Here is a 23548-nt window from a genome sequence, read left to right as displayed (position 1 = left end):
GTAATTGAGTAGTCCAATGGTACGGATGCGTCTAAACGGAAAGTTTGACCCAGCTCAAAGAAGCGTCGTAACGAATCCGAAACAGTTCTCACTTGAGCTCATAAGCGTATATTTTCTCGGCTTCCATCTGGTATCCGGCGTCGGCCAGTTCGCTGCTGGAGGCGCTAACCTGCATCTTTCCCTCAATCCAGTAGGGCTGGTAGAGGTCTTCGACGCGCACGCCCATCTCGCTGACAATATGCACAATTTGGTTCGAGGGCGGTGGCGGCACGTGGATACAGGCGCCGTAGTAGGGCACCAGCAGAAACTCGGTGGTGCGGCCTTCTTCGCTGACCTCCAGCGGCACAATGTAGCCGGGCAGCTTGATCTGCTGGCCATCGAGGCTTTTCACCACCGGGGCGTCCGGCGCCTGCTGGCGGGCGGCGGGCGCCGATTCGGCGGCCAGGGCATTGCTGAGCTGCGACAGGTCGTGCAGCGGCGCGAGCTGCGGCGGGATGACCGGCGCGCCTTCCGGGATGAGGGCGGGCCAGTCCAGTTCGCGGGGCTCGGCGGCCCACAATGGCAGCGCCACTGTCAGAAGCAGGATCAGCAGCGTCTGCAGGGCTGGCCTCTTCGCGGGCAAGCCCGCTCCCACAGGTACTCCACAAGGTCTGACGCCTGTGGCGAGCCTTGTGGGAGCGGGGTTGCCCGCGAAGAAGGCGGTGAGGTTCTTGATCATTGCAGGTTCTCAGAGGTGGATCGACAAGCCATCGGCCAGCGACTGCCGATAGGCACGCCAGGCCGGTACGCTGCCCATCAGCAACGCGGCGCCCAGGATGATAGCCAGCAAGGTCCATTCGTGAGCGCTCGGCAGGGCCAGCGGCAGGTACAAACCGTAGTTGGCCTGTACGTACCCCTGGGCCAAGGCAATACCCGCATATAGCAACCCAAGCCCGGCCGCGATCCCGACTGTAGCCAGCGCCAGCGCTTCCAGTACCAGCAGCCCCGCGATGTGCCACGGCCTGGCGCCGACCGACCGCAGTATCGCCATTTCCCGCCGGCGCTCGTTGAGGCTGGTGAGAATCGCCGTGAGCATGCCGATCAACCCGGTCAGCACCACGAACAGCGAGACCACGAACAGCGCCTGCTCTGCGGTACCCATCAGGCTCCAAAGCTCCTGCAGGGCGACCCCCGGCAAGATCGCCAGCAAGGGTTCGTTGCGGTACTCGTTGATTTCCCGTTGCAGGCTGAAAGTGGCGATTTTGCTGTTCAGGCCAAGCATGAACGCGGTGATGGCGGCAGGTTGCAGGTCCATGCTGCGGGCCTGTTCGGCGCTGATGCGTCCCGCGCCACGGGCGGGCACGCCGTTGTGCCAGTCGATATGGATGGCCTCCATACCCCCCAGGCTGATATGCAGGGTGCGGTCGACCGGTGTACCCGTACGCTTGAGCACACCGACCACGGTGAACGGCTTGTCGTCGTGCTTGACCAGGCTGATCGCCGCCACACCATGGGCCAGCACCAGTTTGTCGCCCAATTTGTAGTGCAATGCCTCGGCCACTTCGGCGCCGAGTACCACCTCGAACGGGTCATCGGCGAAGGCACGGCCCTGGCTCAGTTCCAGGTGCTGCCTACGGCCATATTGGTAGTGGTTGAAGTAGTCGCCCGTGGTGCCCATCACGCGATAGCCGCGGTGCGAGTCGCCCAGCGAGATGGGGATGGCCCACTTTACCCGTGGGTCCTGGGCGTAGTGCTGGTAACTGTCCCAGCGAATGTTATTGGTGGCGTTGCCGATGCGGAACACCGAATACAACAACAGGTTCACCGAGCCAGAGCGGGCGCCAACGATCAGGTCGGTACCGCTGATGGTGCTGGCGAAGCTGGCGCGGGCCTCGGTGCGAACCCGCTCCACGGCCAGCAGCAGGCACACCGACAGGGCGATGGCAAAGGCGGTGAGAAACGCGGTGAAACGGCGGTTGGCCAGGCTGGCCAGGGCAAGACGAAGCAGGTACATCAGGCCTCCCGGGGCTTGGCGGCGCGGTTGAGTTCGGCCAGGGAAAGGTGACGGTCGAACAGCGGTGCCAAGCTCTGGTCGTGGCTGACGAACAACAGGCTGGCGCCGGCTGCCCGGCACTCGTCGAACAACAGGCGGATGAACGCTTCACGGGTGTCGGCATCGAGTGCCGAGGTCGGCTCGTCGGCAATCACCAGTTCCGGCTGGCCGATCAATGCCCGCGCAGCGGCAACCCGTTGCTGCTGGCCGATCGACAGGCTGTCGGCGCGGCGGGCAAGCAGGGCGGGGTCGCCCAGGCCCAGGTGGGCGAGCAGTGTGGCGGCCGCCTGGTCGACACTGCCATGGCGTTCGGCCGCACGTGTGGCTCGGCTGCGCGAAAAGCGGCACGGCAGTTCGACGTTCTCGCGCACCGATAGAAACGGCAGCAGATTGAACTGCTGGAAGATGTAACCGGTGTGGTCGACCCGGAAGCGATCGCGCGCGCCTTGGCCGAGGCCACTGAGGTCGTGGCCGAGCAGGCGGATGCTGCCCTGCCCAGGCAGGTTCACGCCGCCCAGCAGGCCCAGCAGCGTGGTCTTGCCGCTGCCGCTTGGGCCTTTGAGAAACACTGCCTCGCCGGCCTCCAGTTGGAAGGTGGGAATATCCAGCAGGGCCGGCTGGCCTGGCCAGGCGAAAACCACGTCATGCAGTTCGATCAGCGGCTGGCTCATTCAGAACGCGACCGCAGCCTTGGCGGGCGTCGCTTCAACACCTTTCTGACCTTTCGGGCCGATCAGCTGCACGTTGATCTTCTGGGTTGCTGGGAAGGCCTTGAACAGGGGGGCAAGGTCGATCTGGGCGAGCTTGTCCGGGTTCGCGCAGGTCAATTGATAATGCGCACCGATGTCGCTGTGTTCATGGCCGTGCTCATGTTCGTCGCCATCGTCGTCGGCTTTCGGGGCAGCGCCGAACAAGGGGCTTTCCAGCGCCTGCGCATCGTCCTTGCAGCCTGCGGCCGCTGCCAGGCCGAACAGTTGCAACGGTTGTTCGAGCTGCTGGCGCACGGCGGCAACCTTGGCTTTGTCGGCATCGCTGCTGGCGGCATGTTCGAAGCCGACCAGGTTCATCGCCGGGCTGTCCAGCTCCAGCTCCAGGGTATTGCCATCGAGCACGGCATTGAGTTTGGCCACGCCGTGCTCGTGGGCGCCGAGGGTGCCGTGGGCGTGATCATGGTCGTGCTCATCGTGGGCATGGGCCATGGAAAGGGGCAGCAGGGCGAAGGGCAGGGCGAGCAGCAGGCGACGCATGGATGACTCCAGGAGCGGGCTGGGAATGATTTGGTAATGTTATAACAACTGTTCTCTGCGCCGCCAGCCTGTGTGGCGCAGGTTTCATGTTGCTGTAGCATGGCCACATTGACCTGTGCTCAAGGAAAACATCGTGAGAATTCGTGGACAGATTGGTGACTGGCCAGTGGACCTGACTGTCGAGCTGGAGCCGGCCGAGTGGGCGCAGTTGGGGCGCCAGATCGAGGTGCCGGCTGTGGCTGAAGCTGCGGCGACCACATCAGCTGCGCCGAGGCAGGATGACGGGCAATGGTCGGCAGCGCGTGAGGTGTTGCGCCAGGCCGGGCAGATGAATGGGCCGGAGTTGCTGGACCGCCTGGAAGGGCTGGCGGGGAGTACCGCAGCGGGCAAGCGACTGCTGGTGCGGTTGCGCCACAGCAGTGAGGTGAAGGTGGAGAGCGGCACGGATGCGCCGGTGTATCACTGGGTCGGGTGATGTTCCCACAGGATTTTGAGGTGTCTCTGAGAGTAGCGAGGTACCTGTGGGCGCGGGCTTGCCCGCGAACGAGGGCGACGCCCTCGCAGCAACAATCAGCTCAGAACAGGGCGGCAGAGAGCTTGCGGCGGTACACACCCACCAACGGATGATCACCGCCCAGCAACTCGAACACCTGCAACAGCGTCTTCTGCGGCAGCCCGTTCTCGTAGCCACGGTTACGCTTGAACAGCTTCAACAGCCCCTCCAGCGCCGCCTCATACTGCTGGCGGGCCAGCTGCTGAATACTCAACTGGTAGGCCGCTTCATCATCCTCCGGGTTCTGTGCCAGGCGGCTTTTCAGGTCGGCGACTTCCGGCAGGCTGGCAGCCTGGCGCAGGAAGGTCAGCTGCGCCTTGGCACCGGCCAGGGCCGCCTTGTGCTCGTCTGTCTTGACTGCATCCAGCACCACCTGGGCTTCACCCAGTTCACCGCGCTCGGCCAGGCAGCGGGCGTAAAGGATCAGCGCCTCGGCATTGCTGTTGTCTTCACTCAACAACTGCTGCAGCGCGGCTTCGGCCTCGGCGAAGCGGCTTTCGGCGAACAGCGCCTTGGCCTGTTCCAGCGGCGAAGCTTCAGGGGCGGCAGGCATCTGCACGTGCGGTTCGAGCATGGCGCGGATCGCCGACTCCGGCTGCGCACCGGCAAAGCCGTCGACCGGCTGGCCGTCCTTGAACAGCACCACGGTCGGCAGGCTGCGAATGCCGAACTGGGCGACAACCTGCTGCTCCACGTCGCAGTTGATCTTGGCCAGCAGCAGTTCGCCCTGATAACCCTCGGCGATCTTCGCCAGCAATGGCATCAGCGCTTTGCACGGCGCGCACCACTCGGCCCAGAAGTCCACCAGAACGGGCTTGTGGAAGGAGTTTTCGATGACCAGTTGCTGGAAGCTGGCATCAGTGGCATCGAAGATGTATGGCGTTTCCTGACTCATCTTGACTCTCGCAAAACCGTGAATGGCACCACTATAAAGGCTCGCGGCTCGCGTGGTACAGGCTGACCCGGCGGAATTCGTGAGGCTCGGCCAAGTCTGGCAGGGTCAGGGCGTCGAGCACGCCCAGTTGCCGGTACAGCGGGTGGCTGAAGTCGCGAACCCGAGAGTCGGCTACCAGGGCCTGACGGCCACGGCCGAGGAAGGCATCGAGCAGTGGCAGGTTGGCGCGGTCATACAGCACATCGGCGACCAGAATCAGGTCGAAGCGGTCGTCCTCGGCGAAAAAATCGCTGCTGTAGCCAAGCTCCACGCCGTTCAGCGCAGCGTTGGCGCGGCAGGCGTCGAGGGCCAGCGGGTCGAGGTCGCAGGCCACCACTTCAAGGGCGCCAGCGCGTGCTGCGGCAATCCCGGCGATACCGGAGCCGGCGCCAAAATCGAGCACGCGCTTGCCGGCCACCCATTCCGGGTGCGCGGCCAGGTAGCGGGCCATGGCCAGGCCGCTGGCCCAGCAAAAGCTCCAGTACGGCGGTTCTTCAAGAATGCGCCGGGTTTCTTCACTGCTGAACGCGCGGTCCATGTTCTGGTCGTCGATCAACCAGAGTTTCAGTGCGCATTCAGGCAGCTCGCTGACCACCAGGCGCGCTTCGCCGATCAGGCCGCTGAGGGCCTGTTGCAGTGCCAGTGGTGCCACTTAAGGTGCCTTCTCGAAACGCAGCGGGCCGGTGGCCTGAGTTTGCGCCTGGGTGATGCGCACGGGGGGCAGGTGCATGATCAACTGGCCGGAATTGCTGGCGCGGCCGCGCAGCTCGACGCGGGCGCCGGGCGGGAAGGCCTCGGGGTTGAAGCGCAACTGATAAGGCAGCGCCTGCCCGGTGCCGGTCAGGTTGCTGCTGGCCAGCAGGCGTTGCGGGCGGTCGCGCTCGTCGATGACCAGCAAGGCCAGCTCCACATCGGCTCCGGCCGGGATTTGTAGCAAGGTACCGCTCAGTTCGCGCTGGTAAGCGGGCAAGGGGCCAAGGGGTTGTGCCTTTTTGGCCGATTTTGCTGGCGCGGGCGCCTGGGCTTGATCGGGCTTGGGCCGGTCGCTACCGCAAGCGGCGAGCAAGGCGGCGCAGCACAGCACGACGAGCGCTCGATAGTGCATTGGGTCATCCTTCACGGGCAGATTTCCCTGGATGTTAACCCCTTTGGCTTGTCTTGCCAGTGGGATGCGCTACCATGGCCCTCCCTTTTTTTGTTGCCTGCCACCATGCACTGTCCCTTTTGCGGTGCCAACGACACCAAGGTCATCGACTCTCGTCTTGTCGCCGAGGGCGAGCAAGTGCGCCGCCGTCGCGAGTGTGTCGCCTGCGGCGAGCGTTTCACCACCTTCGAAACCGCCGAACTGGTGCTGCCGCGGCTGATCAAGCAAGACGGCACGCGCCAGCCCTTCGACGAAGACAAGTTGCGTGCAGGCATGCAGCGGGCACTGGAAAAACGCCCAGTCAGCGTCGAGCGCCTGGAAGCTGCGCTGGCGCACATCAAGAGCCGGCTGCGCGCCACCGGCGAGCGCGAGGTCAAGTCACTGGTGGTGGGTGAAATGGTCATGGCCGAGCTGCGCAAGCTCGACGAAGTGGCTTACATCCGCTTCGCCTCGGTCTACCGACGCTTCCAGGACCTCGACGAATTCCGCGAAGAAATCGACCGCCTGGCCCGTGAGCCAGCTAAAGAGTGAGCATGCCCAGCCAGACCGCGATCCTCGATGCCCACTACATGGCCCGCGCCTTGGAGCTGGCCCGCAAGGGTGTCTACAGCACCCACCCCAACCCGCGCGTGGGCTGTGTGATCGTGCGTGATGGCGAAGTGGTCGGCGAGGGCTGGCACGTGCGCGCCGGCGAGCCGCACGCCGAGGTGCACGCCCTGCGCCAGGCCGGTGAACGTGCCCGCGGCGCCTGCGCCTATGTGACCCTTGAACCCTGCAGCCACCATGGCCGCACGCCGCCGTGCGCCGAAGCGCTGGTCAAGGCCGGCGTGGCCCGCGTGGTGGCTGCCATGCAGGACCCCAACCCGCAGGTGGCGGGGCAGGGGCTGCGGCGCCTGGCAGAGGTGGGTATCGAGGTCAGCAGCGGCGTGCTCGAAGCCGAGGCCCGCGCCCTCAACCCAGGTTTTCTCAAGCGCATGGAACACGGCCTGCCGTTTGTCAGGGCCAAGCTGGCCATGAGCCTGGACGGCCGCACCGCCATGGCCAGCGGCGAAAGCCAGTGGATCACCGGCCCTGCCGCCCGTGCTGCCGTTCAGCGTCTGCGCGCCCGCTCCAGTGTGGTGCTCACCAGCGCCGCCAGCGTGCTGGCCGACAATGCGCGCATGACCGTGCGTGGCGCAGAGCTTGGCCTGGATGACGAAACCCGGGCCCTGGCCCTGAGCCGCACGCCTTTGCGCGTGCTGGTCGATGGCCGCCTGCGGCTGCCACTGGACGCGCCATTCTTCCAGGCCGGCCCGGCCCTGGTGGTGACTGCCGCTGCTACAGATGCGCGTTACGCCGAGGCGGGCCATGAGCTGCTGAGCCTGCCAGGCACCGATGGCCAGGTCGATCTGCCTGTGCTGATGCGTGTGCTGGCCGAGCGTGGGGTCAACGAGATTTTGCTGGAAGCCGGCGCAGGCCTTGTCGGCGCGTTCGCCCAGCAAGGGCTGATCGACGAGTACCAGTTGTTCGTCGCCGGCACCTTCCTTGGCTCCCAGGCCCGCCCGCTGCTGGACTGGCCTCTGGCGAAGATGAGCGAAGCGCCGCGACTGAAAATTACCGAAATGCGCGCAGTAGGCGATGACTGGCGGGTCACGGCCATCCCCCTGCCGGCGCCCGGCGTATAATGCCAGGCTTGCCCTGCGCAACCCGTTCTTGAGGAAGACCCCATGTTCACCGGCATCATCGAATCCATCGGCACCATCCGCAGCATGACCCCCAAGGGTGGCGACGTGCGCGTCTACGTCGAGACCGGCAAGCTCGACCTGGGTGACGTCAAGCTCGGCGACAGCATCGCCGTCAACGGCGTCTGCCTGACCGCTGTCGAGTTGCCGGGGAACGGGTTCTGGGCCGACGTCAGCGTCGAGACCCTCAAGCGCACCGCCTTCATCGACCTCAAGAGCGGCAGCAAGGTCAACCTGGAAAAGGCCCTGACCCCCACCACCCGCCTGGGCGGTCACCTGGTTAGCGGCCACGTCGACGGTGTCGGCGAAATCATCTCGCGCAGCGATAACGCCCGCGCCATCCAGTTCCGCGTGCGTGCACCCAAGGAGCTGGCCAAGTACATCGCCCACAAGGGTTCGATCACCGTCGACGGCACCAGCCTGACGGTCAATGAGGTCAATGGCGCCGAATTCGAGCTGACCATTGTCCCGCATACCCTGTCCGAAACCATCATGGCCGACTACCGCGCAGGTCGTCGGGTAAACCTTGAGGTCGACCTGCTGGCCCGTTACCTGGAGCGTCTGCTGCTGGGCGACAAGGCTGCCGAACCGAGCAAGGGCAGTGGCATTACCGAAAGCTTCCTGGCCGCCAACGGCTTCTTGAAATCCTGATTGAGAAGGGGGTGCCGAGTGGCGCTCAACAGCATCGAAGAACTGGTCGAAGACATCCGCCAGGGAAAAATGGTCATCCTGATGGATGACGAAGACCGCGAAAACGAAGGCGATATCATCATGGCCGCCGAGTGCTGCCTGCCTGAGCACATCAACTTCATGGCCAAGCACGCCCGTGGCCTGATCTGCATGCCGATGACCCGTGAGCGCTGCGAAACGCTCAAGCTGCCGCTGATGGCGCCGCGCAACGGTTCCGGCTTTGGCACCAAGTTCACGGTGTCGATCGAAGCCGCCGAAGGCGTCACCACCGGTATCTCCGCTGCCGACCGCGCGCGTACCGTGCAAGCTGCCGCCGCCAAGGAAGCCAAGGCCGAGGACATCGTCAGCCCAGGCCACATCTTCCCGTTGATGGCCCAACCGGGCGGTACCCTGGCCCGCGCCGGCCACACCGAAGCCGCGTGCGACCTGGCGCGTATGGCCGGCTTCGAGCCGAGCGGCGTGATCTGCGAAGTGATGAACGATGACGGCACCATGTCGCGCCGCGCCGAGCTGGAAGTGTTCGCCGCCGAGCACGGCCTGAAGATCGGCACCATCGCCGACCTGATCCACTACCGCATGATCCACGAACGTACCGTGCAGCGCGTCTCCGAGCAGCCAGTGGAGAGCGAGCTGGGCGAGTTCAACCTGGTCACCTACCGCGACGCGGTGGAAGGCGACGTGCACATGGCACTGACCCTGGGCAAGATCTGCGCCGAAGAGCCGACCCTGGTACGCGTGCACAACATGGACCCACTGCGCGACCTGCTGCTGGTCAAGCAGCCGGGCCGCTGGAGCCTGCGTGCGGCCATGGCTGCCGTGGCCGAGGCCGGCAGTGGCGTGGTGCTGCTGCTGGGCCACCCGCTGGACGGTGACGTGCTGCTGGCGCACATCCGCGAAAGCGCGGGCGATGCACCGACCAAGGCACCGACCACCTACAGCACCGTCGGCGCCGGTTCGCAGATCCTGCGTGACCTCGGTGTGCGCAAGATGCGCCTGATGAGTTCGCCGATGAAGTTCAATGCGATATCCGGATTCGATCTGGAAGTTGTAGAATACGTGCCCTCCGAGTGACTTGAGACGGCGCCCGCGCCCTCACGCTCGAGTCCAAACCCTCCCGAGGCCGCCAGCGAGCGGCCTCGCTCTTGAAGATGAGAACATCGGAATGACCCTGAAGACCATCGAAGGTACCTTCATCGCCCCCAAAGGTCGCTATGCTTTGGTGGTTGGCCGCTTCAACAGCTTCGTCGTCGAAAGCCTGGTAAGCGGTGCCGTTGATGCCCTGGTACGCCACGGTGTCAGCGAAAGCGACATCACCATCATCCGTGCCCCGGGCGCGTTCGAAATCCCGCTGGTGGCACAGAAGGTCGCCCAGCAAGGCGCGTACGACGCGATCATCGCCCTGGGCGCCGTGATCCGCGGTGGTACCCCGCACTTCGAATACGTGGCGGGCGAATGCACCAAGGGCCTGGCCCAGGTGTCCATGGAGTTCGGTGTTCCGGTGGCCTTCGGCGTTCTGACCGTCGACTCCATCGAGCAGGCCATCGAGCGTTCCGGCACCAAGGCTGGCAACAAAGGTGCTGAAGCTGCCCTGTCCGCTCTGGAAATGGTCAGCCTGCTGGCGCAGTTGGAGGCCAAGTGATTAGCGACGAAAGCGATCGTTTCAACCCGCGCGATCCAAAACCTGCGGATGCCGGCAAGCCCTCGAAGAGCGCCAAGCGCCGCGAAGCCCGCAAGCTCGCGACCCAGGCACTGTACCAGTGGCACATGGCCCGTCAGTCGGTGAACGAGATCGAAGCGCAGTTCCGGGTCGATAACGATTTCACCGATGTCGATGGCGCCTACTTCCGCGAGATCCTGCATGGGGTTCCGGCGAAGAAGGACGAGATCGACGCGGCCCTGAAGCCTTGCCTGGCGCTCGCGCTGGAAGAACTCGACCCGGTCGAACTGGCTGTGCTGCGGCTGTCCACCTGGGAACTGATGATGCGCGTCGATGTGCCTTACCGCGTCGTGATCAACGAAGGTGTCGAGCTGGCCAAGGTCTTCGGTGCCACCGATGGCCACAAGTTCGTCAACGGCGTGCTGGACAAGCTCGCCCCTTCGCTGCGCGAAGCGGAAGTCAAGGCGAACAAGCGCTGATCCCGGCGCTGGCGGACCATGGGTGAGTTCGAGCTGATCAGCCATTACTTTGCCGCCGCGCCCTGCGCGCAAGGCGGTGAAGGCGTGGCTCTGGGTATCGGTGACGACTGCGCGTTGCTGGACTTGCCCGCTGGCGAGCAGCTGGCGGTGTCCACCGACACCCTGGTGACCGGCGTGCATTTCCCCGCTGCCTGCGACCCCCTGCTGCTCGGCCAGCGCTCGCTGGCCGTGGCGGCCAGTGACCTGGCGGCGATGGGTGCCACGCCCATCGGTTTCACCCTTGCCCTGACCTTGCCCGAGGTCAGCGCCGAGTGGCTGCAAGCCTACGCTGACGGCCTCAACCGCATGGCCCGGCGTTGCCAGCTGAGCCTTATAGGCGGCGACACCACCCGCGGCCCCTTGAGTATCACCATGACCGTGTTCGGCCGCGTGCCGGCCGGCCAGGCGTTGTGCCGTGGCGGTGCCCGCCCGGGTGATCTGTTGTGCGTGGGCGGTGAGCTGGGCAACGCGGCGGGTGCCTTGCCGTTGGTCCTTGGCCAGCGCCAGGCCGATGCCGCCCTTGCCCAGCCGTTGCTGGATCACTACTGGTCACCCTCGCCGCAGTTTGCCCTGGGCCAGCTGTTGCGCGGGCGTGCTACGGCTGCACTGGATATTTCCGACGGCCTGCTCGCCGACTGCGGGCATATCGCCAAGGCCTCCCGCGTGGCGCTTGAGGTGAACCTGGACCAGGTGCCGGTGTCATCCGCTCTGCAGGGCTTCCTCGGTCATGAGGCTGCCGTGCAGGCTGCCTTGACCGGGGGGGACGACTATGTGCTGGCGTTCACCTTGCCGCCGGCTCAGCTTTCATCCCTGCAGGCCCAAGGCCTGGCGGCGTTCCATGTCATCGGGCGGGTGCTCGATGGCCAGGGCGTCTGCCTGCGTGACCGGCAGGGTCAGGACATCACCCCGCGGCAACGCGGCTATCAACATTTTAGGGAGACACCGTGACCGATCACCCCAATCAGGTGCCTGCGGAGTTCGTTCCGCCCTCGGTCTGGCGCAACCCGTGGCACTTCATCGCCTTCGGCTTCGGCTCCGGCACCTTGCCCAAGGCGCCGGGCACCTGGGGCTCGCTGGTAGCCATACCCTTCATTCCGCTGTGGCAGATGCTGCCGGACTGGGGTTATTGGCTGTTGCTGGGCGTTACCATGCTGTTTGGCTTCTGGCTGTGCGGCAAAGTCGCCAATGACTTGCGCGTGCACGATCATGAAGGCATTGTCTGGGACGAGATGGTCGGCATGTGGATCACCCTCTGGCTGGTGCCGGAGGGCTGGCAATGGTTGCTGGCAGGGTTCCTGATGTTCCGCTTCTTCGACATCCTCAAGCCGTGGCCGATCCGCTGGATCGACCGCCATGTGCATGGCGGGGTCGGGATCATGCTCGACGATATCCTGGCCGGCGTGTTTGCCTGGCTGGGCATGCAGGTTCTGGTGTGGGCGGTTGCCTGAGACAGGGAGCGCGTGAATGGCCATAAGGACTGTGCTGTTGGCAATACTGCTGGGTTTTGCTCCCTGGGTGGGGGCGGCCGAAGGTGTGCCGAAGCAGGTCCATCTGGTCAGCGAAGAATGGCTCGACTACACCAACGCCGACGGTACCGGGGTTGCCTGGGATGTACTGCGCAAGGTGTTCGAGCCTGCCGGGGTCAAGGTCGTCACCCAGAGCGCGCCCTACAGCCGTGCGGTGGGGCTGGTCAAACGTGGCGAGGCCGATGCCTGGGTAGGCTCCTACAAGGACGAGAGTGACGACAACCTCTACCCGCGTTGGCACTTCGACATGGACCATATCTATGCCTTGGGGCTTGCCGGCAAGCCTGTGCCTACCCCGAGCACGGTCGGCCAGTATCGCCTGGCCTGGGTGCGTGGCTACGATTACGCCAGCTACTTGCCCAATGTGCACAACTTCCGCGAGATCCAGCGCCGCGAAGGCATTCTGCCGATGCTTGAGCATGACCGCGTGGACTTCTACATCGATGCGCTGACCGAGGTCGAGTACGTGCTTGGCCAGGCTTCTGACCCCGCGCGCTTTCGTATAACCCACGTAGCCGAATTACCGCTGTACCTGGCGTTCGCCCACAATGATCAGTCCAAGGCGCTGCGAGATCTGTTCGACAAGCGCATGGCCGAGCTGGTGCGCAGTGGTGAATTGAAGCCGATTTTCGAGCACTGGAAGCAGCCGTATCCATTCGCTGCCGACAGCCAGTCGCGGTGATGTCGCGCTGCTAAGCATCGAACTTTTCGATCTTAACCGTCGGTATTCAACGAGCGCGCAGGCGCCGACCTGCTGATACAATCGCCTCACGAGAAATTTCCAACTTATTCAGGAGCACAACGTGCCCGTCGTCTTTGTTGCCGCCTCTAAACTTCCGACTCCCTTTGCGACCTTCACCATGCATGGTTTCCTCGAAGAAGCCACCGGCCGTGAGCACGTGGTGCTCAGCCTGGGTGATATTGCCGATGGCGAGCCGGTGCTGGGGCGTCTGCACTCCGAGTGCCTGACCGGCGATGCCCTGTTCAGCCAGCGTTGCGACTGTGGTTCGCAACTGGAAGCCGCCCTGCAGGCCATCGCCCGCGAAGGCCGTGGCGTGCTGCTGTACCTGCGCCAGGAAGGCCGTGGCATCGGCCTGTTGAACAAGATCCGCGCTTATGAGCTGCAAGATGGTGGCGCCGATACCGTCGAAGCTAACGAACGCCTGGGCTTCGCTGCCGACCAGCGAGACTACGCGATCTGCCTGCCGATGCTTGAGCACCTGGGCGTGAAATCGCTGCGCCTGATGACCAACAACCCGCGCAAGGTCAAGGCACTGACCGACATGAATATCGTCGTTGCCGAACGCGTGCCGCTGCATACCGGCCACAACCCGCACAACCGCTACTACCTGGCGACCAAAGCCGGCAAGCTCGGGCACATGCTGGGCAACGAACACCAAGGCGAGGTGCCCCAGGCGTGACTCGCGCCGAGGTCAAGCGACGCCTGGCGCTGGCCTGGTGGCAATACCTGGCGGTGGGCCTGGTGCCGCTGCCGGTGATGGCCTGGGCATTTGGTGGCGGTGATGGGTTGATCCCGGTGCTGGCCATGCCACTGTTCATCGCCGGTGCGGCGACCATGTTCCTCAGCCTGCCGCGTTTTGGTGCCTACAAGCGTGCGCTGATCGCCACCTCCAAGGTGCTCGGCAGCGCCGAAGAGCCGGCAGCCTGGATCGAATTGGCGCGGGTGCGGCGCATGGCCATGCTGTATGCCTGCTTCCCTGCCTGGGTCGCCGCGCTGTCCGTGTTGGTGGGGCTTGAGGCTGTGCCGCAGATCCTCCTGGCAGTATCGACTGTGGTGGTGCTCTACCTGTACCGCATCCCGCGTCAGCTGGGCTGATGCGCGTCTTCCTCTGGCTGCTGGCGCTGTGCGCCTGTACCGCCAGTGCCGGTGAGCGGCTGCGGGTCGTGAGCCTGGCGCCTTCGATGAGCGAAATCATGCTTGAGCTGCACGCCGATGACCTGCTGGTCGGCGTGCTCGACGGCGGTGATCGCCCGCCAGCGTTGCGTGATGTGCCTTCGGTCGGCCGCCAAGGGCAACTGAACATGGAGCGCCTGCTCAGCTTGCAGCCTGATCTGTTGCTGCTTTGGCCCGGCAGTGTGGCGCCTGCACAGCGGGATCAGCTCAAGCGCCTGGGCATTGCCACCTTCAGTGCCGAACCTCACGACATCAACCAGTTGATCGATCAGATCGAGGCCATCGCCCGGCGCGTTGGCCGTGACGAGCAGGGGCGGCACTATGCGCAAGCCCTGCGCGAGAGGCTGCGGCAACTGCGCGAGCAGTATCGGCGTGAGCAGCCGCTGCGGGTGTTTTACCAGGTTTGGGACCGGCCGTTGTACACCCTCGGGGGCCGGCAGGTGGTCAGTGATGCCCTGGCCGTGTGCGGCGCGCGCAATGTCTTCGCCGACCTGAGCCAGCCGGCACCACAGGTGAGCGTGGAATCGGTGCTGCTGCAAAACCCCCAGGTGATTCTGGCGGGTGATCAGGCCCAGCTGGACAGCTGGAGGGCCTGGCCACGCCTCGCTGCGGTGGCCGATGATCGTTTGCTGGTCGTGCCGGACAAGGGGTTGGAGCGGCCCAGTGGGCAGATGATCGAGGCCACCGCCCGCCTGTGCGCGTTGCTCGACGCTAGAGCGCCGGCGTCCAGGTGACGCTGAACAACAGCGTGCGGCCTTCTTCGCGGTAGCGGTGGCTGGCGCCTTCATAGCTGTACAGGGCGCGGCTGTGGCTGTGATCCAACAGGTTGTCCAGCTTCGCTTCCAGTTTCAGTTCATCCGTTGCCGCCCAGCTACCGCGCAGGCCAAGCAGGCCGAAGCCGGCGAGCCGGTTGCGGTTGGCTTCGTCATCGTAGCTGGCGCTGACGGCCTGCCAGTTCCCGCCCACGCTGAACGGTCCAAATGCTCGGTCCAGGTCCAGGCTCAAGGTACGGCGAGCTCGGCGGGCGAGGGTATGGCCACTGTCGCGGTCACGTGGGTCGATCAGCGCCAGGCCAAGTTGGCTGCGCCAAGCGCCCCATTGCTGGTCCAGCGACAGTTCAAGGCCGTTGATGCGCGCCGAGGCGACATTGCGTGGGATCGAGTCCTGGCCAAAGATGATCGCGTCGCGCAGGTCGGTGCGGTACAGCGAAGTCTCCAGGCGGCTGTCTGCGGTGAGCTGGCTGCGCCATTGCAATTCGTAGCTTTTGGAGTGCTCCGGGCTCAGGTCTGGGTTGCTGAACTGTGGGTAATACAGGTCGTTGAACGTCGGTGCCCGGAAGCCTTCGCTGTAGGACAGCAGCACATCGTTGTGCGCGTTCAGTGGCAGGGTAAGGCTACCGCTCCAGGTGGTCTGGCCGCCGAACTGCTGGTTCTGGTCGCGGCGTACGCCCAGTTCGGTGGAGAACCGCTCACCTTTGTAACGATGTTGAACGAAGGCGGCGCGGTTCCAGCGGCTGTCCTCGGTGAAGTCGGTGCTGCCGTGCACCCGGTCTTGGTACCAGTCGCCGCCGATCAGCAGCGTGTGCCGGTCGTTCAAGGCCAGGTCGTTTTGCCAGGTAACTTGATCGCGATACGTGTTGAACACGGAGCGCTCATCGCTGAGCTTGTCGCGTTTGTCGTCACGGTTTTCGCTGTGGGCAAGTTCCAGGCGTGAATGCCAGGTGTCGCTGAGCTGGGCATCGAAGTAGGTGCCCAGGCTGCTGACGCTGAAGTCGGTGTAGGGCTTTTGCCCGAAACTCTCGAAGGTAACCGGGTCGAAGCGCCCGTACGGGTTGTCGTATTCACTGCGCCCATGGCTGTCGAGCAGGTTGAGGCCGGCCTCGAAGCGTTCGCCGAAGGTGTGACTGAGGCTGAGGTTGAATGACCTGTTGCGGTACGCGTCATGGTCGCCATCGCTGGCGAAGGACGGGCCGGTGGCGTCGATGCCGGCAGTCTCGTCCAGGCTGGCGCCCAGGTTGAAGCGAGTGGCGTCGTCGCCACCGGCCAGGCCCAGGCTACGTTGCCAGGTCTGGTTGCTGCCGGCGGCCAGGCGCAGGCGCGGTTGCAGGCCAGGGCCGCTACTGCGCCGGGTGAAGATCTGGATCACGCCGCCGATGGCGTCGCTGCCGTAGATGGCCGAGCGGGAGCCGCGCAGCACTTCGACACGCTCGATCTGATCGACGGTAAGAAATTGCAGGCCACTGTCGCCAGAGGTGGCATTGGCGATGCGTACGCCATCGACCAGTACCAGGCTCTGCGCCGCCTTGGTGCCGCGGATGAAAATGCCGGGCAGGCTGCCGCGCCCCCCGGTGGGCGCGACTTGCACGCCTGGGACGCGGGCCAGCAGGTCGGTGACGTTGGTGGGTTGCAGGCGGTCGATGTCGGCGCGGGTGAAGACGGTGTTGGCCGCGCTGGTGGCGGTGCGTGACTCGACTTGGCGGTTGGCGCTGATCAATACGTCGGGGAGTTTTAGGGCGTTGTCGCGTTCAGTGGCCAGAAGCGGCAGCGGCAGGCACAGGAGGGTGGCGGTGAAGCTCGGGATTTTCATGGGCAGTTCCATTTTGCGAGGGCTGTGCCCTCGATCGCGACGCAAGGCCGCTCCTACAAAGATCAGCGCGGTCCCTGTAGGAGCGGCCTTGCGTCGCGATGGGCCGCAAAGCGGCCCCAAGGATCTAAAGGCCCAGCTTTGCCATCCGGCCTTTCACCGAAGCTTCGATGCCAGCAGCATCCAGCCCACACTCAGCCAGCATCTGCGCAGGCTTGGCATGCTCGACATAGATGTCCGGCAAGCCCAGGTGCAGCAGCGGCTTGACCACGGCCTGGCTGGCCAGGAACTCACCCACTGCAGCCCCCGCACCTCCCATGATGGCGTTCTCTTCGAGGGTCACCAGCAGCTCATGGCTGGCAGCCAGTTCGAGTACCAGTGCTTCGTCCAGCGGCTTGACGAAGCGCATGTCGACCACGGTGGCATTGATCTGCTCGGCAACTTGCAAGGCCTCGCTCAACTGCACGCCAAACACCAGCAGGGCGACTTTTTCACCCTGGCGGCGGATGACGCCCTTGCCGATTTCCAGGGGTTCGAGGCCGCCACTGATCGGGGCGTTGGGGCCGGTACCACGCGGGTAGCGCACTGCCGCCGGGCCGTTGTACAGGTGGCCGGTAGTGAGCATCTGGCGCAGCTCGTTTTCGTCGCTCGGGGTCATCACCAGCATGCCGGGGATGCAGCGCAGGTACGACAGGTCGTAGCTGCCGGCGTGGGTCGGGCCGTCTTCGCCGACCAGGCCGGCGCGGTCGATGGCGAACAGCACATCAAGGTTCTGCACCGCCACGTCGTGGATCAGTTGGTCATAGGCGCGCTGCAGGAATGTCGAATAGATCGCCACCACCGGCTTGCTGCCTTCGCAGGCCATGCCCGCCGCCAGCGTGACGGCGTGCTGTTCGGCAATCGCCACGTCGAAGTAGCGCTCCGGGTAGCGTTCGCTGAAGTCGACCAGGTCAGAGCCTTCCTTCATCGCCGGGGTGATACCGACCAGGCGCTTGTCGCTGGCCGCCATGTCGCACAGCCACTGGCCGAACACGGCGGAATACTTTGGCCCGCTGGCCTTCTTCGGCGCGGCGGGCTTGTCGGCAGGTTCGAGCTTGGTGATGGCGTGGTAGCCAATCGGGTCGACCTCGGCGGGGGCGAAGCCCTTGCCCTTTTTGGTCACCACGTGCAAGAACTGCGGGCCTTTGAGGTCACGCATGTTGCGCAGGGTGGCGATCATGGTCGGCAGGTCGTGGCCGTCGATTGGGCCAATGTAGTTCCAGCCCAGCTCTTCGAACAGGGTGCCGGGGACCAACATGCCTTTGGCGTATTCCTCGGTGCGACGGGCAATTTCCCAGGCGCCCGGCAGGCGCGAGAGCACCTTCTTGCTGCCCTCGCGCATGCTTGCGTAGGTGCGGCTGGAGAGGATCTTGGCCAGGTAGTTGGACAGGCCGCCGACATTGCGCGAAATCGACATGTCGTTGTCGTTGAGGATCACCAGCATGTCGGCGTTGACTTCCTGGGCGTGGTTCAACGCCTCGAAGGCCATGCCGGCGGTCAGGGCGCCGTCGCCGATCACCGCGATCGATTTGCGCGCGCTGTTCTGCAGGCGGGCGGCGATGGCCATGCCCAGCGCTGCACTGATCGAGGTGCTGGAGTGGCCGACGCCGAAGGTGTCGTACTCGCTCTCGCTGCGCCGCGGGAAGGCGGCGATGCCGTCCTTCTGGCGCAGGCTGAGCATGCGCTGGCGACGGCCAGTGAGGATCTTGTGCGGGTAGGCCTGGTGGCCGACGTCCCATACCAGCCGGTCGTCCGGGGTATCGAAGACGTAGTGCAGGGCGATCGTCAGCTCGATCACGCCCAGACCGGCGCCAAAATGCCCACCGGTCTGACCCACGGTGTAGAGCAGTTCCTGGCGCAACTCGTCGGCCAGGGTCTCCAGGTCGGCTTCGGCCAGCCGGCGCAGGCCGGCAGGCGTGTCAGCGCGGTCGAGCAACGGCGTGACCGGGCGTTCGCGGGGGATCTCTTGAAACGTCGTGGGCATCAGGCGAGTCGTTATAGGTGTGAAGACGCGGCAGTTTACCCCATTGTGGGAAAAGTGCCCATTCAGAGGGGGGAGCATGGGGCCGCTCGGCGGCCCTGATGAATCAGTTGCGGCGTTCGACGATATAGCGCGCCAGCGCCCGCAACGGCTCGGCATTTTCACCAAAGCCTTGCAATGCGAACAGCGCCTGGTCGCGCAGTTCGATGGCATAGGCCTTGGCGGCTTCCAGGCCCAGCAGGGCCGGGTAGGTCGGTTTGTCACGGGCGATGTCGGCGCCCTGGCGCTTGCCCAGGGTGGCGGTGTCGCTTTCTACGTCGAGGATGTCGTCCTGCACCTGGAACGCCAGGCCGATGGCCTGTGCGTAGGTCTGCAAGGCATCCAGTTGCACCTGCTCGGCGCGGGCGCTGGCCAGGGCGCCCAGGCGCACGCTGGCTTCGATCAGCGCGCCGGTCTTGTGCCGGTGCATGAATTCCAGTGCTTGCTGGTCCAGCTTGATGCCAACCGAACCCAGGTCGATGGCCTGGCCGCCCACCATGCCCGCCGGGCCGGCAGCCTTGGCCAGGGCCTGGACCATGGCCAAGCGAAGGGTGTCGGACTGCGGGCTCAGGCGTGGGTCGAGCAGGGCGCTGAAGGCCAGGCTCTGCAGGCCGTCGCCGGCGAGGATGGCGCAGGCTTCGTCGAAAGCTTTGTGGGTGGTCGGCTGGCCGCGACGCAGGTCGTCGTCGTCCATGGCCGGCAGGTCGTCATGCACCAGCGAATAGGCGTGGATCAGCTCGACCGCGCAGGCCGCGCCATTGGCCTGTTCGGCAGGCGCACCCAGCGCTTCGCAGGCGGCGTAGGCGAGCAGCGGACGAACACGTTTGCCGCCGTTCATCACGCTGTAGCGCATGGCGGCGTAGAGCCGTTCGAGTTCTTTGGTGGGTGCCTCGAACAGCGGTTCGAGGGCGGCGTCGACGCGGGCCTGGCAGCTGGCCTGATAGGTGCTGATCATGCTTGCGGCTCGGCGTCGAAGGGCTGGGCTGCCAGCTCACCGTCGCGTTCCAGAAGGATCTGCACTTTCTGCTCAGCCTGGGCCAGTGCGCCCTGGCAGTCGCGAGTCAGGGCGATGCCTTGCTCGAAGGCGGCCAGCGAATCTTCCAGCGACAACTCGCCGTTCTCCAGGCGCTCGACCAGGGCTTGCAGGTCTGCGAGGGATTGCTCGAAATCGAGGGAGGCTTTTTTGCGGGCCATGGCGACTGTCTCGGTGGCGTTCTGAACGGCGCGACACTAGCAGAGCAGGGCAGGGGGAGCAAACTTTCGGGATGCCGAGGCTGGGTGTGCCGGCCTATTCGCGGGGCAAGCCCGCACACAGAAATAATGTTGGCTGCAAGGCTGAGGTGATCCTGTGGGAGCGGGCTTGCCCCGCGAATGGGCCGCAAAGCGGCCCCGGGGATTCATCAAGCTGTCACAGCTTCCAGCTCCACCATCGACTCGCGATACCGCGCCAGCTCTTCAATGGTCAGCACCGGCAAATTGTACTGCCGCGCATAAACCATCACCTGCTCCCCGCGCGCCATGCTGCCATCGGGGTTCATCAGCTCGCACAGCACTGCTGCCGGCCGCAGCCCGGCCAGGCGCGCCAGGTCTACCGAACCTTCGGTATGGCCACGGCGGGTCAGCACCCCGCCATTGCGCGCGCGCAACGGGAACACGTGCCCGGGGCTGACGATATGGCGCTGCTCGGCCGTCGAGCTGAGCGCCGCCGCGATGGTGGTAATACGGTCTTGTGCCGACACGCCAGTGGTGATGCCGTCCGCCGCTTCGATGGTGACGGTGAACCCGGTGCCATGGCGCGCCTGGTTGTTCTGCACCATCGGCGCCAGTTGCAGGGCGTCCACGGTGGTCTCGTCCAGGCACAGGCAAACGATGCCGCTGCAGTCGCGAATCATCATGGCCATGGTCTGCAACGAGATGTTTTCAGCGGCGGCGATGATGTCCGCTTCGTCCTCGCGGTCGTCGTCGTCCAGCAGCAGGACAGGGCGCCCGGCCTGGAAGGCGGCAATGGCGGCAGAAATGTTGGGGAATTGCTTTTGCAGCATAGGGGACATGAAACGCTCCTCGTGAATGATCGATGAACGTCTCGGGGCGAACAAAACGCGCGCGCAGAGGCGCCCGAATGGCCCCTGCCTGACGCCTTCTTTCATCCGGACTATGACCGTCGGCTCTGGAGTCTCACCAGATCTGCTGACCCCCGGCATGGCCGGGGCGCTCGCGGGCTCATCTTTCGATTTACCGCCGGTGGGGACTTACACCCCGCCCTGAAGACCCGGCAAGCATACAGCACAGTGCCTCCCTGCTGGCAAGCCTGTGATCTACGACGTTCGCTGATATGAACTGCCAGGCAGCAGTGTCCAGGGGCGAATGTATTAGATATTTACGCGCTGTGCGGCTTATCGCCGCTTTATGTTAATGGCCTTCATACCCCGCTGATCAAAGGAAACTTCTGCCATGACCGAAACCTATTCGTTTACAGACAGAGATGTGCATGCTGCGTTCAGTTCATTGACTCAAGAGCTATTCGATAATAAGGAGCGTAATTACGTGGGGGATGGGGTATTTAAACCCCAGATGCTTATTGTTGCCGGCGCTCAAGGGGCGGGCAAGACGTTCTTGCTGGAAAACGTACTGCTCAAAGACGGTAAATATGCCAATTATGTACGTCTGTACAAGCCGCACTACCGCGAACTGCACCCCCACTATGAAAGGATGAAGGACAAGGGCGTGTTGCACGTTTATGACAATACGGAGCGCTTCATCTGGCGTTTGGGGGAAATGATCTGTACGTACGCAATGGACAACCACTACAGCCTCATTATGGAAACCGCGCTCGATAACCTTGGGTTTGCAGCATTTCCTCCAGAAGCAGCCAAAAAAGGCTATCAGGCCGAAGTTCACCTGATCGCGTGCCAGAAAGAGTTCAGTCACTGGTCTACCCTCGATCGCGCAGTCACCAGCGTCGCCGATGAACAGCTTGAGCGGGTGGTAAGCCTCACACAAATAGAAGAGGCGCAAATCAATGCCAGATCAATCATTGATGCGTTCGAGAATGCCTGTACGCAAGTGCTGAACTCCGAGATTGTTATTTATCAGCGGGGACTGGAGACTGACAAATCAAGCCGGCCTGTATGCTACAGCGTTTGTACCGAGAAGGGCGTGCTCACCCCTCAGGGTGATTACAAGGGGACGCCGTTCTTCAAGGCCCCGCATTTGAAGGTCGACTTCAAGGTCTTGCGAAGCCCTGCGTCTGACTTTCCCTGCTCGTATATTCAATATGCGCAGGTCGTCCATGCCGGTTTACTTGGGACGGTTCATCGCCGAGCGATGGCCGAACTCAACTGCAAGACCCTCGGTCTGGCGCACAGTTTGATGACAAAGCTCCCCGTCGATGTGTATCGGGAGTTGTGTCTGTACGTGCTCAAGTACGCGCAGTTGTGATTGAGTCGTATGTTTGCGGTCGCAGTCCTGATCAACGGCTGATGAACACCTGCCTGTCGGTCTCATGAACCTGCAGCGTGTAGGTCTGCGCGAGCATGGCCAAGGCCAGCGGCAGGTCATCGAGGGGGAACGTGCCAGACACCCGCAGTTCGGCCAAGGCGGGGGCGTATTCAAGGCGCTGGTGGGTGTAGCGCATCAACGCTTGCGCCCACTCACCCAGGGGCATGTCGTCTGCCACCAGCAAACCGCTGCGCCAAGCCAGCGTGGTTTCACGCACCGCTTCGATGCTGCCCAGGCGCTCGCGGCTGAAGCGCACTTGCTGGCCAGCACGGATAATGTTCTCGCCCGGTGCCACGCTGGCGCACTCCGGGTTTACCTGCACGGCGCCTTCGTACACGGCGAGCAAGGTTTCATCGCCCAGTTGGCGCACGCTGAACCGTGTGCCCAGGGCCAGCAGTTGGCCCTGTCGGGTCTGTGCCATGAGCGGGCGTGGGTCGGCGGCGGTAACGATGTATACCTCGCCACGGCGCACGTGCAGCAAGCGTTGCGCGCTGTTGAAAAGCACGTCCACGGCGCTGCCGCTATTGAGGGTGATTTGTGTGCCGTCGGCGAGCCGTGCGTGTTGGCGCTCGCCCACCGACGTCTGGTAATCGCTGCCAGCGCCTGAGCGCCATGCCAACCAACTGAGCGGTGCGGCACCGATCAACACGAGCAGGCTGCGCAATACAGCGCGCCTGCCCGTCGGGCGATCCAGGGTCTGCTTTGCCAGCGTTGGCGGCAGGCTACCGAGGCGAATAAGCAGGCGCTGCGCCCGCTTCCAGGCCCGCTCGTGCTCGGCACTGGCATGCCGCCAGCGCTCCAGTTCGAGCTGTTGGGCCGGCAGCAGTGGCCCTTCCTGCATCAGCATCAGCCATGAGGCCGCCTGGGCTAACACCTGCTGAGAAATGGCATCGTCAAACGTCGCCGTGCTGTTATTCATCGGGCATCTGCGTCAGGCAGGTCAGGTAGGCCTCGTGGATGTATTTTTTGACTGTCGGCAATGCGATGTTCAGGGCGGCGGCAATGTCCTTTTGTTTCATGCCGTCCAGCGTTGCCATCAGAAACGCCTGCCTTACGCGTGGGCGCAGGGTGTCGAGCACCCTGTCGATCTCGTGCAGGGTTTCAAGGATCACGCTTTGCAGCTCAGGCGAAGGGTGCTCGGGTTCTGGCAGCAGCAGCAAGGCTTCGAGCCAGGCGCGTTCCAGCGACTGCCGACGCCGCCAACTGACCAGCACACAGTTGGCGATGCGGGTCAGGTAGGCGCGTGGTTGCCGGATCGGTTCGACCCGCGCGCCCTCTCGGCTGGTCAGTACCCGCAGGAAAATATCATGCGCCAGATCGTCGGCCACCCCGCGTCCCCACGACCTCAGCCGGTAGGCGAGCCAGTTGCGTAACCAGGCGTGATTCTCGATGTACAACGTCTCGACGCTGCACGGCTCGGTACTGTTCGGCGGGGAGAAGGGCGCATTCATCGTAGGTCGAATAGGTGCAA

The 23548-nt window shown here is 64.1% G+C and carries 28 protein-coding genes and 1 riboswitch; of the genes, 14 read left to right on the top strand and 14 right to left on the bottom strand.

The features are described from left to right. Window positions 1-88 precede the first annotated feature (88 nt). The 4 genes from OGV19_RS21065 to OGV19_RS21050 all read right to left on the bottom strand — a co-directional run bounded on the left by OGV19_RS21065 (window position 89) and on the right by OGV19_RS21050 (window position 3279). Window positions 89-601, bottom strand: coding sequence for a DUF3299 domain-containing protein (locus OGV19_RS21065; protein ID WP_264313984.1), 513 nt, complete (start codon window positions 599-601; stop codon window positions 89-91). 126 nt (window positions 602-727) lie between these two features. After that, a complete protein-coding gene (locus tag OGV19_RS21060; protein ID WP_264310496.1) occupies window positions 728-1993 on the bottom strand; it encodes an ABC transporter permease in 1266 nt (421 codons plus the stop codon). Continuing rightward, complete coding sequence (locus OGV19_RS21055; RefSeq protein WP_264310495.1) at window positions 1993-2703, bottom strand: ATP-binding cassette domain-containing protein; 711 nt, start codon at window positions 2701-2703, stop codon at window positions 1993-1995. Before OGV19_RS21055 ends, OGV19_RS21060 begins: the two co-directional genes overlap by 1 nt. Continuing rightward, window positions 2704-3279, bottom strand: a complete 576-nt coding sequence (locus OGV19_RS21050; RefSeq protein WP_264310494.1) for a DUF2796 domain-containing protein — start codon at window positions 3277-3279, stop codon at window positions 2704-2706. Between the two features lie 133 nt (window positions 3280-3412). On the opposite strand from OGV19_RS21050, the gene OGV19_RS21045 reads away from it, so the two are divergent. Further along, window positions 3413-3754, top strand: a complete 342-nt coding sequence (locus tag OGV19_RS21045) for a hypothetical protein (protein ID WP_264310493.1) — start codon at window positions 3413-3415, stop codon at window positions 3752-3754. A 100-nt stretch (window positions 3755-3854) separates the two neighbouring features. On the opposite strand, the gene trxA is transcribed toward OGV19_RS21045, so the two are convergent. Genes trxA through OGV19_RS21030 form a run of 3 tightly spaced genes read right to left on the bottom strand, consistent with a single transcriptional unit; the run spans window position 3855 to window position 5871 of the window. Beyond that, window positions 3855-4727, bottom strand: a complete 873-nt coding sequence (gene trxA / locus OGV19_RS21040) for a thioredoxin (RefSeq protein WP_264310492.1) — start codon at window positions 4725-4727, stop codon at window positions 3855-3857. Between the two features lie 31 nt (window positions 4728-4758). Beyond that, window positions 4759-5418, bottom strand: a complete 660-nt coding sequence (locus tag OGV19_RS21035) for a class I SAM-dependent methyltransferase (RefSeq protein ID WP_264310491.1) — start codon at window positions 5416-5418, stop codon at window positions 4759-4761. Next, window positions 5419-5871 (bottom strand): YbaY family lipoprotein, encoded by a 453-nt coding sequence (locus tag OGV19_RS21030; protein WP_264310490.1) that lies wholly within the window; start codon window positions 5869-5871, stop codon window positions 5419-5421. A 105-nt stretch (window positions 5872-5976) separates the two neighbouring features. Between OGV19_RS21030 and nrdR the strand changes: the two genes are divergently transcribed. From nrdR to OGV19_RS20970, 12 genes are all read left to right on the top strand, one after another. Further along, window positions 5977-6441 carry a transcriptional regulator NrdR gene (gene nrdR / locus OGV19_RS21025; protein WP_009685710.1) on the top strand — a complete coding sequence of 155 codons (465 nt, stop codon included), beginning with the start codon at window positions 5977-5979 and terminating at the stop codon, window positions 6439-6441. A 2-nt stretch (window positions 6442-6443) separates the two neighbouring features. Beyond that, a complete protein-coding gene (gene ribD, locus OGV19_RS21020; RefSeq protein WP_264310489.1) occupies window positions 6444-7574 on the top strand; it encodes a bifunctional diaminohydroxyphosphoribosylaminopyrimidine deaminase/5-amino-6-(5-phosphoribosylamino)uracil reductase RibD in 1131 nt (376 codons plus the stop codon). 42 nt (window positions 7575-7616) lie between these two features. After that, window positions 7617-8282 (top strand): riboflavin synthase, encoded by a 666-nt coding sequence (locus OGV19_RS21015; RefSeq protein WP_027594907.1) that lies wholly within the window; start codon window positions 7617-7619, stop codon window positions 8280-8282. Between the two features lie 18 nt (window positions 8283-8300). After that, entirely contained in the window at window positions 8301-9392 is a 1092-nt protein-coding gene (ribBA, locus tag OGV19_RS21010) for a bifunctional 3,4-dihydroxy-2-butanone-4-phosphate synthase/GTP cyclohydrolase II (protein ID WP_264310488.1), read from the top strand. A 91-nt stretch (window positions 9393-9483) separates the two neighbouring features. After that, a complete protein-coding gene (gene ribE / locus OGV19_RS21005; RefSeq protein ID WP_003255395.1) occupies window positions 9484-9960 on the top strand; it encodes a 6,7-dimethyl-8-ribityllumazine synthase in 477 nt (158 codons plus the stop codon). After that, window positions 9957-10457: a transcription antitermination factor NusB gene (nusB, locus tag OGV19_RS21000; RefSeq protein WP_264310487.1), complete on the top strand. Its 501-nt coding sequence runs from the start codon at window positions 9957-9959 to the stop codon at window positions 10455-10457. Before ribE ends, nusB begins: the two co-directional genes overlap by 4 nt. A gap of 18 nt (window positions 10458-10475) precedes the next feature. Next, window positions 10476-11444, top strand: a complete 969-nt coding sequence (gene thiL, locus OGV19_RS20995) for a thiamine-phosphate kinase (protein WP_264310486.1) — start codon at window positions 10476-10478, stop codon at window positions 11442-11444. Beyond that, a complete protein-coding gene (locus OGV19_RS20990; RefSeq protein ID WP_264310485.1) occupies window positions 11441-11944 on the top strand; it encodes a phosphatidylglycerophosphatase A family protein in 504 nt (167 codons plus the stop codon). Before thiL ends, OGV19_RS20990 begins: the two co-directional genes overlap by 4 nt. Window positions 11945-11960: 16 nt before the next feature. Continuing rightward, the gene (locus OGV19_RS20985; protein ID WP_264310484.1) at window positions 11961-12704 is read left to right on the top strand and encodes a substrate-binding periplasmic protein; all 744 of its coding nucleotides are present in this window, start codon (window positions 11961-11963) and stop codon (window positions 12702-12704) included. Between the two features lie 121 nt (window positions 12705-12825). Then, entirely contained in the window at window positions 12826-13443 is a 618-nt protein-coding gene (gene ribA / locus OGV19_RS20980) for a GTP cyclohydrolase II (protein ID WP_027594912.1), read from the top strand. Continuing rightward, on the top strand, window positions 13440-13859 hold the full coding sequence (locus tag OGV19_RS20975) for an MFS transporter (protein ID WP_264310483.1): 420 nt from the start codon (window positions 13440-13442) through the stop codon (window positions 13857-13859). The genes ribA and OGV19_RS20975 overlap by 4 nt, the downstream gene beginning before the upstream one ends. Next, complete coding sequence (locus OGV19_RS20970) at window positions 13859-14671, top strand: cobalamin-binding protein (protein ID WP_264310482.1); 813 nt, start codon at window positions 13859-13861, stop codon at window positions 14669-14671. The genes OGV19_RS20975 and OGV19_RS20970 overlap by 1 nt, the downstream gene beginning before the upstream one ends. On the opposite strand, the gene OGV19_RS20965 is transcribed toward OGV19_RS20970, so the two are convergent. From OGV19_RS20965 to ribB, 5 genes are all read right to left on the bottom strand, one after another. Next, window positions 14649-16523, bottom strand: a complete 1875-nt coding sequence (locus tag OGV19_RS20965; protein ID WP_264310481.1) for a TonB-dependent receptor domain-containing protein — start codon at window positions 16521-16523, stop codon at window positions 14649-14651. The two genes, OGV19_RS20970 and OGV19_RS20965, sit on opposite strands and share 23 nt — an antisense overlap. 124 nt (window positions 16524-16647) lie before the next feature. After that, window positions 16648-18543 (bottom strand): 1-deoxy-D-xylulose-5-phosphate synthase, encoded by a 1896-nt coding sequence (gene dxs, locus OGV19_RS20960; RefSeq protein WP_264310480.1) that lies wholly within the window; start codon window positions 18541-18543, stop codon window positions 16648-16650. A 103-nt stretch (window positions 18544-18646) separates the two neighbouring features. Next, entirely contained in the window at window positions 18647-19534 is an 888-nt protein-coding gene (gene ispA, locus OGV19_RS20955; RefSeq protein WP_264310479.1) for a (2E,6E)-farnesyl diphosphate synthase, read from the bottom strand. After that, a complete protein-coding gene (locus tag OGV19_RS20950) occupies window positions 19531-19773 on the bottom strand; it encodes an exodeoxyribonuclease VII small subunit (RefSeq protein WP_033703432.1) in 243 nt (80 codons plus the stop codon). Before OGV19_RS20950 ends, ispA begins: the two co-directional genes overlap by 4 nt. A 206-nt stretch (window positions 19774-19979) precedes the next feature. Continuing rightward, window positions 19980-20630 carry a 3,4-dihydroxy-2-butanone-4-phosphate synthase gene (gene ribB / locus OGV19_RS20945; protein WP_264310478.1) on the bottom strand — a complete coding sequence of 217 codons (651 nt, stop codon included), beginning with the start codon at window positions 20628-20630 and terminating at the stop codon, window positions 19980-19982. 80 nt (window positions 20631-20710) lie between these two features. Then, a riboswitch (FMN riboswitch) is annotated at window positions 20711-20852 on the bottom strand. Window positions 20853-21030: 178 nt separating this feature from the next. Here ribB and OGV19_RS20940 point away from each other — a divergent pair. Next, window positions 21031-22017, top strand: coding sequence for a zeta toxin family protein (locus tag OGV19_RS20940; RefSeq protein WP_264310477.1), 987 nt, complete (start codon window positions 21031-21033; stop codon window positions 22015-22017). 31 nt (window positions 22018-22048) lie between these two features. Here the strand turns inward: OGV19_RS20940 and OGV19_RS20935 are convergent, their stop codons facing one another. Together OGV19_RS20935 and OGV19_RS20930 are read right to left on the bottom strand one after the other, a co-directional pair. Further along, on the bottom strand, window positions 22049-22996 hold the full coding sequence (locus tag OGV19_RS20935) for a FecR domain-containing protein (protein WP_264310476.1): 948 nt from the start codon (window positions 22994-22996) through the stop codon (window positions 22049-22051). Continuing rightward, window positions 22989-23528: a sigma-70 family RNA polymerase sigma factor gene (locus OGV19_RS20930; RefSeq protein ID WP_264310475.1), complete on the bottom strand. Its 540-nt coding sequence runs from the start codon at window positions 23526-23528 to the stop codon at window positions 22989-22991. The genes OGV19_RS20935 and OGV19_RS20930 overlap by 8 nt, the downstream gene beginning before the upstream one ends. Window positions 23529-23548 lie beyond the last annotated feature (20 nt).

Source organism: Pseudomonas putida (genome assembly GCF_025905425.1).
Taxonomy (GTDB): domain Bacteria; phylum Pseudomonadota; class Gammaproteobacteria; order Pseudomonadales; family Pseudomonadaceae; genus Aquipseudomonas; species Aquipseudomonas putida_AF.
Note: the sequence above shows the minus strand (reverse complement) of the source record. Positions and strands in the feature narration are given on the sequence as shown.

Coding starts and splice junctions, on each gene's coding strand:
- OGV19_RS21060 (WP_264310496.1), bottom strand. CDS start 1,993: ATGTACCTGCTTCGTCTTGCCCTGGCCAGCCTGGCCAACCGCCGTTTC.
- OGV19_RS21055 (WP_264310495.1), bottom strand. CDS start 2,703: ATGAGCCAGCCGCTGATCGAACTGCATGACGTGGTTTTCGCCTGGCCA.
- OGV19_RS21050 (WP_264310494.1), bottom strand. CDS start 3,279: ATGCGTCGCCTGCTGCTCGCCCTGCCCTTCGCCCTGCTGCCCCTTTCC.
- trxA (WP_264310492.1), bottom strand. CDS start 4,727: ATGAGTCAGGAAACGCCATACATCTTCGATGCCACTGATGCCAGCTTC.
- OGV19_RS21030 (WP_264310490.1), bottom strand. CDS start 5,871: ATGCACTATCGAGCGCTCGTCGTGCTGTGCTGCGCCGCCTTGCTCGCC.
- nrdR (WP_009685710.1), top strand. CDS start 5,977: ATGCACTGTCCCTTTTGCGGTGCCAACGACACCAAGGTCATCGACTCT.
- ribD (WP_264310489.1), top strand. CDS start 6,444: ATGCCCAGCCAGACCGCGATCCTCGATGCCCACTACATGGCCCGCGCC.
- OGV19_RS21015 (WP_027594907.1), top strand. CDS start 7,617: ATGTTCACCGGCATCATCGAATCCATCGGCACCATCCGCAGCATGACC.
- ribE (WP_003255395.1), top strand. CDS start 9,484: ATGACCCTGAAGACCATCGAAGGTACCTTCATCGCCCCCAAAGGTCGC.
- thiL (WP_264310486.1), top strand. CDS start 10,476: ATGGGTGAGTTCGAGCTGATCAGCCATTACTTTGCCGCCGCGCCCTGC.
- OGV19_RS20985 (WP_264310484.1), top strand. CDS start 11,961: ATGGCCATAAGGACTGTGCTGTTGGCAATACTGCTGGGTTTTGCTCCC.
- OGV19_RS20970 (WP_264310482.1), top strand. CDS start 13,859: ATGCGCGTCTTCCTCTGGCTGCTGGCGCTGTGCGCCTGTACCGCCAGT.
- OGV19_RS20965 (WP_264310481.1), bottom strand. CDS start 16,523: ATGAAAATCCCGAGCTTCACCGCCACCCTCCTGTGCCTGCCGCTGCCG.
- dxs (WP_264310480.1), bottom strand. CDS start 18,543: ATGCCCACGACGTTTCAAGAGATCCCCCGCGAACGCCCGGTCACGCCG.
- ispA (WP_264310479.1), bottom strand. CDS start 19,534: ATGATCAGCACCTATCAGGCCAGCTGCCAGGCCCGCGTCGACGCCGCC.
- OGV19_RS20950 (WP_033703432.1), bottom strand. CDS start 19,773: ATGGCCCGCAAAAAAGCCTCCCTCGATTTCGAGCAATCCCTCGCAGAC.
- ribB (WP_264310478.1), bottom strand. CDS start 20,630: ATGTCCCCTATGCTGCAAAAGCAATTCCCCAACATTTCTGCCGCCATT.
- OGV19_RS20940 (WP_264310477.1), top strand. CDS start 21,031: ATGACCGAAACCTATTCGTTTACAGACAGAGATGTGCATGCTGCGTTC.
- OGV19_RS20935 (WP_264310476.1), bottom strand. CDS start 22,996: ATGAATAACAGCACGGCGACGTTTGACGATGCCATTTCTCAGCAGGTG.
- OGV19_RS20930 (WP_264310475.1), bottom strand. CDS start 23,528: ATGAATGCGCCCTTCTCCCCGCCGAACAGTACCGAGCCGTGCAGCGTC.